Source organism: Methanospirillum hungatei (genome assembly GCF_020216685.1).
Taxonomy (GTDB): Archaea; Halobacteriota; Methanomicrobia; order Methanomicrobiales; family Methanospirillaceae; genus Methanospirillum; species Methanospirillum hungatei_B.
This window is the reverse complement of sequence record NZ_JAIWNS010000094.1, coordinates 1-11,685: the sequence shown is the minus strand read 5'-3', so window position 1 is coordinate 11,685 and position 11,685 is coordinate 1. Positions and strand designations below refer to the sequence as shown.

The following is an 11,685-nucleotide window of genomic DNA, read 5'->3' as shown; positions in this document are numbered from 1 at the left end:
ATACCAGAAATATTAGTCTTTTAATATATTGATGTGTGCCTGATCCGCTACCTCCTGCTCTTGATTTGGAGTTCATAAAAGAGTGTGAGGACTCTGATATGGCTCAGGGTAATTTATGAATAAGGCTGTACATCTGTTCAGGTGGCATTGCCATCAGCGTTTCAGAACTGACGGTGCTGAACCTGCCGATTTCGAGAAGAATCAGACCCATGATCTCCTGAGACGGGGCTTCAATAATCGCCACAAAATCATACTGACCAAAGGTGTAATAGAGCGAAACCAGATTTCCCCCGGCATTTTTGATTATTTCAGCAGCCCTTTTATCTCGCTCCTGTAATTCACGGGTTTGTTCAACGGCTAGGTTTGTCAGTCTGCCAAGCAGGATGAAGGTGAGCATGGAGAGTAGTTGGTGACTGGGTATTTAAATTTCGTGTTGATGCCGTTCAAGGGCATTGGCAGTCTCTCTGTGTAAATCCACAGAAGATGACGTTTTCATGTGTGCTCGTCAGTTCGAAGAATATATCTCCCATTGACCCAAAAAGAAAAAGTTATATGGGAATTAAGATGGGAAGTCGCGTGCTGGCGATTACTTTTTTCTTGACGGTTCTGATTGTAATACCGGGAATTGCTATCGGCGCTTCTGAACAATCTGCCGATGAGATGTTTCAACAGGCTGAGAATGCAGTCAAGGCCGGAAACTATGAACACGCCTATAATCTTTTCATGAACGCCTCAGAAAAATTTGCTAAACTTGGAAATGAGGCAGAAAAGAAGGAAGCTCTCCGCCAGGCAAAAAGAATGAGCTGGCTGTTTGCCGAGATGACCCTGAACAGGACAAGCGCAGATGAGACCATTCAGGATGCTTTTCCTCACTTCACTCAGGAAGAGCGGGAGTCATTCCTAGAACCGGGAGCCTCAATTCAGTTCGAATCTGACGGACAGGTCTATTATTTCGAAGGTATTGCCCGAAATATCAGGTTTCACAACGCCTCCCTGAGTCAGAACTATACCCGGTCACTCGGTGAATCACCGTTCATCGATCAGGTCTCTCCGTTTATCAGTGCTCCACGGGATGCGAAGAACCCGCTCTATCAGAATCATACCTTCCAAGGCACCGGACTCTTGAGCATTCCACGGGATCTTCTCCCTGACAACGGGATTTTGCAGGTCTGGTTCCCACTTCCGGTCAGTATTGAGAGTCAGTCAGATATCACGGTGACATCTGTTCAGCCTGAAGAATATGTGGTATCAGAACCGGTGACAACGGGTGATATCGGAGAAGTATACCTGGAGATTCCTCTTGAGGAGATGACGGATGATTATGTGAATGTCTCAGTCAGTCTCACGTTTACCACAAGCCCGCGGATTCTTGATCTCAATCCTGATCTGATCCCGGTGTACGATACATCAGATCCCCTGTACCAGCGGTATACGAAAAGTCAGCCAAATATCCATGTCAGTCCTGAAATTACGGCATTAGCAAACCAGATCGTCGGAGATGAAACAAACCCGTATAAGAAGGCACGGCTCATCTATGATTATATCTTACAGACGCTTCCTTACAGCAATGTGCCTCATGCATATATCAGTGCAATGTCCATTCCTGAGTCTGATTTTGTGCATAATACCGGCTTTGGCGATTGTGGGACCCAGAGTAGTTATTTCGCTGCATTATGCCGGGCGGTCGGCATTCCAGCACGGGCTCCCGGCGGGTATCAGATAGTGCCGGGGCATCAGGGAACGCATTTCTGGGCAGAGTTTTACCTCCCCGAATATGGGTGGATTCCTGTTGATGTGACGGTTGCAGATGCAGCAGACTGGGCCTATAATGCCACCCCGGAGCAGGTTACAGAGTATAAGGATTTCTTCTTTGGTAACCTTGATCCATACCGGTTTACCATCCAGACCGATGTGGACGAACCCTTCAGCGGAGAGCCAAATCCGGACATTCTCTTTACCGCTGTCCACCAGATGCCTGCTGTGGTATGCACCTCATCTGATTCAGATATTGAGATGCTCGGGATGGCCTATTCGTCATATACCTTTGAGGACATCACAGCAGAATAAAAAGGGATCAGGCTGGAAACCCCTTTATTTTTGTATGGTTTTTGACATCTCAAGGCCAGCATCGAACGCCTGATCAAGTTCATCGACATCGGGAACAAATACGACTTCCATGGTCCTGGTAACTGTGAATCCTGCGGTTTTAAGTTCATCAGCAATCATGGCCGGAGCACCGCCTTTCCCGCCCATTGAACCAAAAGTCATGGCATAGCGTTCACCGGTGCGATCAAAATGCAGACCCTTCAGGTAATAGATGAGATCTCCGATGCTTGGGTAGGGCATGTCATTGATGGTCGGAATACCAATCATCAGGCCCTTTGATTCCAGGATGTGTTTTACAATCTCTGACCGCTCATCCTCATGCAGGTTAAAGATCTTTACATCACACCCGCCGGCTATGACCCCTTCTGCAAGGGCATGGGCAAGCATCCTGGTCGAGCCATGCATGGTGTCATAGACGATAGTCACTTTTGGTTTGATGAGGGTCCCGGTTGCCCACCCGACATATGCATTGATGATCTTTGACGGATCTGTCCAGATCTGTCCGTGGGACGGGGCAATCATCTTTACCTTACTGATGAGATCTAGGTTTGTCAGTTCGGTTGCCTTCTTCATAAACAGCCCTGAGAGCGGAACGATAAGATTTGCATAGAACTTCTGTGCAGCATCCATCAGAACCGTTTCAGGAATCTCGCTGTCAAGACGCCTGGTGAAACAGAGGTGCTGGCCGAATGCATCGTTCGGGAAGAGAATTCCATCCTCCACAAGAAGGGTGAACATGGAATCAGGCCAGTGGAGGAGCGGTGCCTGAACAAATGCCAGGGTCTTTTTACCATAGTCAAGGGTATCTCCAGTTTTGATATGCCTGAACTCTGCTCCCTGTAAGGACGGGTAATGTCTGACAAGCCCTTTTTCTGCAATCTCGGTGCAGTAGATGGGTGCATCAGGGAACTTTTTATGGATCTCTGCAAGAGCTCCTGAGTGATCTTTCTCGACATGGTTCTGAACGATGATGTCGATATGGAGATCCCGTCCCTCCTGACGGCATGCATCAGCAATCCTTCCCCACATCTGTGCAGCCTGCCCTGGATAGACATTATCTATCAGCACAGTCTTCTCCCCGAAGAGGAGGTAGGCGTTGTACGTCGTTCCATCAAGGGTATATCCGTGGTAGGATCGAAGGTCCCAGTCCAGTGTTCCGACCCAGTATACTCCTTCGGCGATTTTATATGCACTTGCTTTCATAGTCCAACTCGTTAGTTTAATTACGAACATTCTATTGTATGCGAACAAATATGAACCTTCCGGATTATATGTATAGAACAGTGACTGAAGAAATTGCAGAGGATCTGGACGATGATATCCAGCTCTTCTCATCCAGAAATCGGGTTATGGCGATTGACAGCCAGGTGAAGAAGAGGATACTTGAGCTGTTGCAGTCACGGGATCATTCATTTGACGAGATTGTCACACTCTGTGGAAAGGCAAAATCCACCATATCGGTTCATGTTCATGATCTCATGAAAGCAGGTCTTATCTCATCACATACCGATCCGGATGACAGCAGAAAAAAGATACTATCCCTTACCTCACATCCCATCGGGCGGCTGACCAATCGTGATCGCCATGCTCCGGTCAGAGAGGACAGAGGTGAGGAATATGCCCGACTTCCATTTGAACCTGGAGATATTGCATCCTTCTTCAGATGGGGGGTACGAGTGTTCAGAACAGAGGCGATGGCTCTTGGGATCAATGTTGATCCGGTGCTCGAACGAACCGGATGGGAGATGGGCAGGGTCCTTGCCCCCCTGGTGTATGATCCCGACCTCTTACGGATGGTTGAGAGAATGCATGAATTCTGGTCAGTACATGGTCTTGGATCGGTTACCCTGAGCGGGACTGATCCGATTGCTCTCACTGTTCAGGGGTGTTTTGAGTGTGAGGATCTGCCGGTTACCGGCCATGGTGCCTGCTCGTTTGATATCGGGGTATTATCTGCGATATTCTCCGGGTATCTGAATGGGCCGGTGAGAATAACGGAGATTGAATGTTATTCGGCTGGTCATGACCATTGTACATTTATCATTGAGCAAAAAAACAAGGGTTAGATGATAATTTAAATCTATATCAAAAAATAACCTATAGATAAAAATGAATAAAAAAATTTCAGTAGATCAGGAAATAACAGGTCTTCCTGGGGTAAAGATTGGTGATTTCTGGTCATGGGCATATTCAGATCTTTTAAGTAATACTATACGGCCCCTGTTTGCTGAATTTCTTGTCGGTTATGCCCTTGATGTGATTGAATCGCCCAGGATTGAATGGAATTATTATAAACATCTTTTCCTTAACGTTTCTGATACTATCACATCAAATACCTGATGAATATCCTCACGAGCCTTCTCAAACCAATTCAGCGTCGCATCTCTTGGATATGCCTCTTCATGTTGACTTCTCGCCTGGAAATCAAGAATTATTGTATCGGTTTTCCAGGTGTATCTGACCTGTATTAGAGTCCCCTTCTCTGCTCCCTGCATAACAATCTCCGTTTTTAATCCATACAGCATCCGCGTTGCCAGTGATTTTGGTATCTCCGGGGCTATAGATATCAGATGGACCGGGTCATCATCAGGAAAAAGATGGAACTCATCGGTGTATGTGAGCATGAGTCCATGAAAGGTTTCATTCTGATACCTATTGAGAGAATCAGCCAGTTCATTCCGGATCACAACCCATCCTGGGTATGGTTTCTGAAAAAGCATCTCAACAGGAGAATTGTCTGATGTATAGTACCGGCAGATGACTTCCTGTACCGGAGAATTGGAGAAATTATGGGGAGGGACTATCACAGGTACAGGTTCATCAGGATTATCATTTTTAATTTCTGCTCATATTCCCAAAAATCATATAGAAACAACAAAAAACCTGATACTATGGTCCGGATCATATCCTCTCCCCGCATCATCCCTGCAGCTGGAACGCCTCCAAAAAGAATAGAAGAATATGTGGGACGAATCGTATCCGGAACGACCGATGTGAGTATTGCCCGGATGGTAAGCCCCCCTGGCTGGTCAGAGCCATTTCAGACCCCGGAATTTGATGAATATTCGGTTATCCTGTCAGGAACATTACAAGTGGAGACCGATGACCAGCTCGTTTCAGTGCCGTCGGGACAGGCGGTTTTGGTCCCTGCAGGGTCAAGAGTCAGATACAGCACGCCAGATGGTGCAGAATATATTGCCGTATGCCTCCCGGCCTTTCATCAGGAACTTGCGCACCGGGCAGAAGAGGAGAAGCAGGAGTCGAAATTAAAGGCCTCTGTTGATGTGCAGTATGAGATCCATGCAGCCGGGCCAGAAGAGACTGACCGGATAGAAAAACTCTGGGAACAGCTCAGAGTGTGCATCATATCCCGCAATGAAAAGTTTTCAGGGCAGATGAGAAAGGTCAGGTTTCATGACCGGAAAAACGAACTCCTGGAGAAGAACAATAACCGGCTTATTCGCATCTTTTTTGCAACTGACACCCTGTCCGGGGATGATATCGGGTATTGCTTCTGTTCGGTAGCTCCCGGATCCTATGGAGAGATAGAGTCCATCTTTGTATGTGATGAGGCACGGCACAAGGGTATCGGGACAACACTCATGGTTCATGCCCTGACCTGGATGAAAGAAGAAGGTGGCACTGATATCAGGGTCCATGTAACCGTTGGAAATGAAGATGTGCTCCCGTTCTACCAGAAATTCGGGCTTTATCCACGACAATATATCTTAGCTAATCCGGGGGAAGTATGACAGATACTGCTCTTATCCTTATTGACATCCAGAATGACTACTTTCCTGGTGGAGCCATGGTATGTCATGAAAGCTCCGTTGCCGGGAAAAACGCCGGTCTTTTATTAGATTATGCCAGGTCATGTGGAATAGAACCGGTTCATATCAGACACATCTCAAGACGCCCGAATGCGACATTTTTCCTCCCTGGAACCATAGGAGCAGAGATATCTGATCTGGTATCCCCAATAGCCGGGGAGAAGATAATCGAAAAGCAGTATCCGAACAGTTTCAGGCAGACTGAGCTTGAATCATATCTTCAGGAAAAGGGAATACACAATCTCATCATAGCCGGAATGATGAGTCATATGTGCATCGATGCGACGACACGGGCAGCAGCAGATCTTGGATTTGCCTGTATTCTTGCTCATGATGCATGTGCAACCCGTGATCTGACGTTCCAGGAGGTCACGGTCCCTGCTCCCCTGGTCCATGCTGCCTATATGAGTGCCCTGTCAGGGCTCTATGCGAGGGTTCTCTCAACAGATGAGATAATTATGGGTGGAATTCTCTAAAAGGAACTTATGGGGCGTCTGATAAAAAATGAAAGAAATGAGAGGACATATTCATGAATAATGTACTTTTTATTCCCTATCTTATTCTCAACATCATATCATTTGCATTATTCGGGTACGACAAACACCTAGCTATGCGTGAAGAGTACCGGATATCTGAACGAAATCTGATGACCGTGGCATTTTTCGGACCATTTGGTGCCTATGCAGGAATGAGAATATTCAGGCACAAGATTCGAAAACCACTCTTTTCCATGATGATTCCCGTGTTCATCCTTAGTCATGCCGGTATCTATGCCCTGCTTCTCTCCGGTTTTCTCCCCGGTTGATGCAGGCTGGGGCTCCGGTTACTCTCTTATAAACCTCTATACCAGAACTCTTTTCTTGTGTTCCGGCGAAAAACATGTATGATTCGATCAACGGCATCGGTGGGTGTTTATTTCATTGCACTCTCATTTTTCTGTGCAGCGGGGTGTATTGCACAAGAGACCGGTTCAGAGATCACAAGCTATGGGACTATTACCTACATCGATCTAGAAGGAGGTTTTTATGGCTTTATTGCTCAGGATGGGGCACAGTATCTCCCATTAGATCTGCCTGATGAATATAAGCAGGATGGGCTGCATGTGGATATTACCGGAGTTATTGATCCTGATGTGGTGACTATCCAGATGTGGGGGCAGCCACTTCGGATCCTCTCGATTACAAAGCATAAGGGGTTTACCCAATCAGACAGCTGGTATGAGGGAGACACCTCTTTTCTGTCACCCGAAGAGGAACTGGCAATAACTACTCTGGAGATCAGAGCTTCTGCCGCTCTTTCAAAGGCATTACAGGATTGTGATGCAGCCATCGCCGCATATGCTGCAGAGCTCAAGGGGAAGAATCTCAAGAGCCCTGATGCACAAGGCTATCTTGAGAAAGTAGCGAAGAGCAACCCTGCCATATTTGAAGTAAGTCTCCTGGACCGCTCCGGTACAATAATTGCAGTTTACCCTGAAAAATACAGCAGCAGTATCGGTTCAAATGTCCGGAACCAGACAATGGTCACCTCGGTTATCCGCAATCCCGCCCCTGGCATGAGTGAGTATTTCAAGACTGTGGAAGGGGAATATGCAGTGAGTATCATGTATCCGATCTACTCATCATCGCTCTCTGTTACCGGATACCTGTCGGTGCTCATCCATCCTGCTCTCCTGGTAGAGAACTCCCTGGATTCATTGACAGACGGGTCGGACCTGAACATCCTGGTGATCCAGCCTGATGGAACCATTATTGGATATGAAGGTTCTCTTCCTGCTATGGTATCCGATCCATCTGCGATTCAGAAGATGGCTTTTATTGCCTCATCACCGGTTGGAACCTATCCTGCCGGGTTTGATATGCTCTCTCTTGGAGATATGGTAGCATCCGGTGAGTATACAACCCTGGTGTACTGGAACACCGTTTCCCTCCATAATACGCCCTGGCGGGTCATGGTCTTCTAAACTCCGCCTTTTTTTATCTCCTGCATCTCCGTTCATGTCTTTTCTTAAAAACTGCTTCATCAAGCCTGAACACGAATTATTATCCTTCTTCCGGAGAATAAGAAGAATAAGAATGAAGATCCGACCCTGGAGTAACCCGGTTACTTTTATCCTCATAACATTGGTTTCTATCATCATTGGTCGTATTGTTGAGTATTTTATCCATGAATCAGGTCACTTTGCCGCCGCATGGATGAGGGGGATCACCATGACACCTGATCCAATTCAGGCGATAATCACAACCCCGATACACATCACCCGGTATCAGACCGGCATATATGGATTTTCTGAATCCTTTCAGTATATCCCCTATATGTCTGGAATAGATGGAGGTTCAGCGTCCATGCTTGCGATCGGAGGTCTTCTGTTTAATGCCCTGGCAGCAGTCTTATGTTTCTGGATATTCCTGAAAACCCGTGGAATTAAATATAAAAGTCTTATGACACTTTCCCTCTGGGTGCTCATCTTCAACCTTGGTGCCCTGTTCTCCTATATCCCGATGAGGGTCTTCGAGGTAACAGGCGATGTCGGGTTTTTCCTCTCCTCTCTTTCTGTTCATCCAGTGATATTCCTCTTTCCAACCCTCATTCTTATCGCTGCCGGGCTGATCATCTACTTTTCAGTCATACTCCCACTCTATTGCCTCTCAATACCGGTAAAAAATAAATTTTTACGAATCTTTGTCCTGCTCTGTTCGACACTCATCCTTTTCATGTATATGGCCGGTCCCATACATACCGAGTTTCGTATATCTGACATAATGACTTTACCAGATCTGATCAATATCTTCCCGGTACTTGTAATTGGCCAATGTATCTTCATTATTGCTCTTCTTCTGGTCGGCTTATTACGGCTCAATTCCCTTCAGTCTTCACGATATTTCAAAGCGAAGAAGAAGGCTTAATAAATCTTTTAAATTTTAAGAATTCATGCAGTAGTGGTTGGATTCCTACTCATGAGATCACTTTTTGTGTTCAGAGATTAATTAGACTGGGAGAAGATGTCTCATCAGAAACAGACCATCACCCTTTCCCTCTCTCCGGAAATAATTAACCGGCTCAATCACTTCGCTACAGAGCAGCACATGTCCATAGAGGATATTGCAGGTGAGCTGCTCAGCCAGGCACTTAATATTAAAAAACATGAAATAACGAGGATTGTATCCTGCGATCGGAAAACGACCGTTCCGACCGACCATGAGATTCTGCGTGAGATTATAACCCGTCAGGATGAGGAGATATCATGGCTTCGGGAACAAATAGCACGGCTTTCAACCCTCTCTCCTACAACACATGTGATCAGGCATGAGTACCCTGCACTAATTCAGGACCCACGTGCGGCCACGCAAAGGCCCATGCTGCAGGAGACAAAGCCCTCTGTTGCTGAAGAGAAGGAGCCTGAAGGAAGTACCGTCCTTCCATCTCAGATCTCGATGGATGATGTCCAGTATTCGCTTTCAGAATCCGGAATAGAATCTGAAGAACTGATACCGTCTGGGTTTGCAGGGCCTGAACGGGCTAGTGACCGGATGCTCCGTGACTCAATCGGTGGAGTCAGAGATGAGATTTTGTATACCGTATCAGAAGCTGCTGCCATTGCCGGTGAGAGTGAGTCGGTGCTGTTAGAATATATTGCAGACGGATTTCTGCCAGCACTCCGCGAGGGTCCCGTCTGTCGTATCCGGGGGATTGATCTTCGCCGGTACATGATGAGTAAATGAATAACGCCCCATGTATCCGGTATTTCTCAGCAGTATCTTTTTTGCCTTTCCGGTGAAGATACTGGTATGTCTTTTCCTGTACGGTATCTTCTGGCATGTGGTGTAATCTTCTTTGGATTGCTGTTTCTCTCGTGTTCTGTCGCAGATGAGATCTCCCTACAGCCCGTCATCAATGTGAATACAACCTGTTCCCCGTTTATGGTTGATGACCCGGAGTTTGATTTTGAGCTGAAACGGACCCTTTCCAGCATGTACTCCGGCGGGTCTGATCTGGGTGAGGTCATTGCGACGGCATCCCGGATTAAGCCTCTCAATTATGAGAACTGGTATGCTGAATGGACAAAGACTGCAGACCATTTTAAAAAAGTCGGTGATACTGCCTATGAACAGGGGCACTTGGTATCTGCGCATGATGCCTGGCTCCGTGCCCAGACCTATTACCGGACCGCTGAATTCTTCCTTCATCGAAATCCCGACGATCCCCGGATTCTGACCTCATGGAAGAACAGTGTGGACACCTTCAGGGCTGCCATGGAACTTGACCCGGTTCACATGGAGATTGTAGAGATTCCTTATGAAAACACCACCCTCCCCGGATATTTCTACTCTGCAGATGATTCGGGTGAGAAAAAACCTCTCCTGATAATCCAGACCGGGTATGACGGAACCCAGGAGGAGCTCTACTCGAATGCTCTTGAAGGGGTGAAGAGAGGGTATAATGTGCTCACCTTTGAAGGCCCCGGACAGGGTGAGGTGATCCGTGTTCAGAAGATCCCCTTCAGATATGACTGGGAAAAGGTGGTGGGCCCGGTCCTTGATTATGCGACGAGCAGACCTGATGTTGATTCTGAACGGATTGGGATGTGGGGGATCAGTATGGGCGGGTATTTCGTCCCCCGGGCTGCTGCGTTTGATAACCGGATTCATGCAATCATAGCTGACAGTGCCATCTATGACATGGCGAATGAACAGGTCAGTCAGTTCAGGATGGGATTTCCGGATCCCCAGAATGTTACCCGTGAAGATGTGTTTGACTTCATCAGGGAGAACAAGGACTATGTCAACGAGGATATGTATGCCAGGATGAAGAATTCGACCAGCATGGACTGGACCATGACCCAGGGGATGTATGTCTTTGATGTTCCGACTCCGGCTGATGTGATGCTCATCTATGAACCCTATACACTTGAAGGTGTCATTGAGAACATCACAGCCGCAACTCTTGTCTGTGACGGGATAAGTGATTCAAAGATTGGCGGTCAGGCACAGATCTTTTATGAGGCTCTGAAATGCCCGAAGACGTACCTTGTCTTTACCGACGAGTTTTGTGCCGGCGAACACTGTCAGCTTGGTGCATCAGGCATTTCATATCAGGAAAAATTAGACTGGCTGGATGACCAGTTACATCCCTGATTTTATTTCCAGATGACCTGCAGAGCGTTCCGTTTTGGTATCTGGGAAAATTTGTACCGTGGATATCCGATCATCATGGCATACATCGGCACATGATCTGCCGGCAGTCCGAGCCGTGCAACAAGCTCTGGTGATTCATTCCATGCAATCTGAACAATACCTGCCCAGCAGGTTCCAAGGCCCAGAGCCGGTGCTGCTAGGTCAACGTGGGTAAGGGCGATAATTGCATCAATAAACCCGATTGGATTCTGCTTGTGGGCATAGGCGATCATGAGGTGAGGAGCACCATGACAGACATGATCCTCTCCCCGTTCCCATGTATCGATGATCATCGGAAGGATTGGTTTGAGCGGGTGTTCGATGTCGGTCTGCATCAGTTTGCAAGCCCATTCAACCGTTCCGGCAACAATCTTTTTGACTTCATCAGGGTTCTCAATGACGAGCCAGCGAACCGACTGTCCGTTCATGCCGGTTGGTGCATACCTGACTACATCAAGGATTTTTTGCAGTGTCTCCCGTGGCACTGGTTTCTCTTTATAACTCCTGACCGAACGCCTGACCATCATCAGTCTGCTCAGGTCTCCAAATGACGGAATCGAATCAGAAGCACAGTC

13 protein-coding genes are annotated in these 11,685 nt (G+C 47.2%); 9 read left to right on the top strand and 4 right to left on the bottom strand.

Annotated elements, in window-relative coordinates; genetic code table 11:
* Positions 1-103: 103 nt before the first annotated feature.
* Positions 104-397: a GYD domain-containing protein gene (locus LDL35_RS05705; protein WP_011448552.1), complete on the bottom strand. Its 294-nt coding sequence runs from the start codon at positions 395-397 to the stop codon at positions 104-106.
* A 167-nt stretch (positions 398-564) separates the two neighbouring features.
* Between LDL35_RS05705 and LDL35_RS05700 the strand changes: the two genes are divergently transcribed.
* The gene (locus LDL35_RS05700) at positions 565-2,067 is read left to right on the top strand and encodes a transglutaminase domain-containing protein (protein ID WP_304020313.1); all 1,503 of its coding nucleotides are present in this window, start codon (positions 565-567) and stop codon (positions 2,065-2,067) included.
* A gap of 24 nt (positions 2,068-2,091) precedes the next feature.
* Here the strand turns inward: LDL35_RS05700 and LDL35_RS05695 are convergent, their stop codons facing one another.
* Complete coding sequence (locus tag LDL35_RS05695) at positions 2,092-3,309, bottom strand: FprA family A-type flavoprotein (RefSeq protein WP_304020312.1); 1,218 nt, start codon at positions 3,307-3,309, stop codon at positions 2,092-2,094.
* Between the two features lie 68 nt (positions 3,310-3,377).
* Here LDL35_RS05695 and LDL35_RS05690 point away from each other — a divergent pair, with 68 nt between their 5' ends.
* Complete coding sequence (locus LDL35_RS05690; RefSeq protein WP_304020311.1) at positions 3,378-4,172, top strand: V4R domain-containing protein; 795 nt, start codon at positions 3,378-3,380, stop codon at positions 4,170-4,172.
* A 222-nt stretch (positions 4,173-4,394) separates the two neighbouring features.
* On the opposite strand, the gene LDL35_RS05685 is transcribed toward LDL35_RS05690, so the two are convergent.
* Entirely contained in the window at positions 4,395-4,913 is a 519-nt protein-coding gene (locus tag LDL35_RS05685) for a hypothetical protein (protein WP_304020309.1), read from the bottom strand.
* Between the two features lie 84 nt (positions 4,914-4,997).
* Between LDL35_RS05685 and LDL35_RS05680 the strand changes: the two genes are divergently transcribed.
* The 7 genes from LDL35_RS05680 (at position 4,998) to LDL35_RS05650 (ending at position 11,071) form a co-directional block, all read left to right on the top strand.
* Positions 4,998-5,858, top strand: coding sequence for a GNAT family N-acetyltransferase (locus tag LDL35_RS05680; RefSeq protein ID WP_304020307.1), 861 nt, complete (start codon positions 4,998-5,000; stop codon positions 5,856-5,858).
* On the top strand, positions 5,855-6,412 hold the full coding sequence (locus tag LDL35_RS05675; protein ID WP_304020305.1) for a cysteine hydrolase family protein: 558 nt from the start codon (positions 5,855-5,857) through the stop codon (positions 6,410-6,412). Before LDL35_RS05680 ends, LDL35_RS05675 begins: the two co-directional genes overlap by 4 nt.
* Positions 6,413-6,465: 53 nt before the next feature.
* Positions 6,466-6,741 (top strand): DUF1294 domain-containing protein, encoded by a 276-nt coding sequence (locus LDL35_RS05670; protein ID WP_304020304.1) that lies wholly within the window; start codon positions 6,466-6,468, stop codon positions 6,739-6,741.
* Between the two features lie 78 nt (positions 6,742-6,819).
* Positions 6,820-7,899: a cache domain-containing protein gene (locus tag LDL35_RS05665; protein WP_304020302.1), complete on the top strand. Its 1,080-nt coding sequence runs from the start codon at positions 6,820-6,822 to the stop codon at positions 7,897-7,899.
* Between the two features lie 112 nt (positions 7,900-8,011).
* Positions 8,012-8,842, top strand: a complete 831-nt coding sequence (locus LDL35_RS05660; protein WP_304020301.1) for a hypothetical protein — start codon at positions 8,012-8,014, stop codon at positions 8,840-8,842.
* Between the two features lie 96 nt (positions 8,843-8,938).
* Positions 8,939-9,658 carry a helix-turn-helix domain-containing protein gene (locus LDL35_RS05655; RefSeq protein ID WP_304020299.1) on the top strand — a complete coding sequence of 240 codons (720 nt, stop codon included), beginning with the start codon at positions 8,939-8,941 and terminating at the stop codon, positions 9,656-9,658.
* Between the two features lie 66 nt (positions 9,659-9,724).
* A complete protein-coding gene (locus tag LDL35_RS05650) occupies positions 9,725-11,071 on the top strand; it encodes a S9 family peptidase (RefSeq protein WP_304020297.1) in 1,347 nt (448 codons plus the stop codon).
* A 2-nt stretch (positions 11,072-11,073) separates the two neighbouring features.
* On the opposite strand, the gene LDL35_RS05645 is transcribed toward LDL35_RS05650, so the two are convergent.
* On the bottom strand, positions 11,074-11,685 hold a 612-nt coding region (locus LDL35_RS05645), incomplete at its 5' end, for a nitroreductase family protein (RefSeq protein ID WP_304020296.1).